This window comes from Mesorhizobium sp. M7D.F.Ca.US.004.03.1.1, assembly GCF_003998635.1.
GTDB lineage: Bacteria > Pseudomonadota > Alphaproteobacteria > Rhizobiales > Rhizobiaceae > Mesorhizobium > Mesorhizobium loti.
On sequence record NZ_RZQG01001404.1, the window covers coordinates 1 to 1051 of the forward strand.

Genomic DNA, 1051 nt, shown 5'->3' on the forward strand with positions numbered 1-1051 from the left:
CGCGCGACTGTGTGTTCGCCGCCACGATCCTGCCTTCCAGGCGAACCGCGAAAGTCCATGGCGAGTTCGCCTGCTTGTTCGGATTGCCGTATTTGGCGCCGGCAGCGGCCGCATCGGTTGTCGCCAGGGTGTGAACCTGCGCAAACGGCCCGGCTTTCTCTTGGAGATAAGGCACGACCTTTGCCGCCCAGATCTCCTCGACTATCTTGTCGGGATTGAAGGCGGGAGCGTTGCCGCCATCTCCCGATTTCGTCGGCAGGATCTTGCAGGCGGTCAGGCTGATGCCGACCATCACGGCAAGGATCGGCCAGTTCGGCTTGGTGTTCAGCATGGCGGCCTGTCGTTCAGCATCGTAGGCGGTCCACGGAAAATGGCGGCGAGGGGCGACTCTGGGTTCGCCCCTCGCTATTCATCTCACGCGGGCTCAGTTCGTCAGCGCGAAGGTCTCCAGCTTGGCCGCATTGTTGCCATTGACCAGAACGCAGTCCATCAACTGCTTTTCCTTGGCCGGCGACTTCTTGTTCTTGATGAAGTCGTTGGCCTGCTCGACCGCCATCTGCGCCTGCGCGAAAGCGGGCTGCAGCACGGTTGCCTTGATGCCGCCCGACGTGATGGAGTCGCGCACGTCGTTCGATCCGTCGAAGCCGACGACGATGACATCCTTGCGGTTCGCCGCGGCAAGTGCCGCATAGGCGCCCATCGCCATCGTATCGTTGCCGGAGATCACGCCCTTGATGTCGGGGTTGGCCTGAAGGATCGATTCCATCTTGGAATAGGCTTCCGTCTGGCTCCAGTTGGCCGACTGCTGGGCGACCATCTTCAGATCCGGATAGTCGTCGATGACGTCGTGATACCCCTTGGAGCGAATGCCGGCATTGGTGTCGGATTCCTTGCCGACCAGCTCGACGAAATTGCCCTTCTCGCCCATCAGCTTGACGAACTCCTGCGCGCCGAGCTGGGCGCCCTGGTAGTTGTTGGAGACGATCTGCGCCACGGCGACGCCGGTGGCGTTGATCTCGCGGTCGATCAGGAAGGATGGAATGCCTGCGGC

2 protein-coding genes are annotated in these 1051 nt (G+C 61.8%); both read right to left on the reverse strand.

What is annotated here, in order from left to right:
- On the reverse strand, positions 1 to 331 hold a 331-nt coding region (locus tag EN935_RS37440), incomplete at its 3' end, for a DUF2291 family protein (RefSeq protein WP_127374314.1).
- Positions 332 to 424: 93 nt separating this feature from the next.
- On the reverse strand, positions 425 to 1051 hold a 627-nt coding region (locus tag EN935_RS37445), incomplete at its 5' end, for a substrate-binding domain-containing protein (protein ID WP_127374315.1).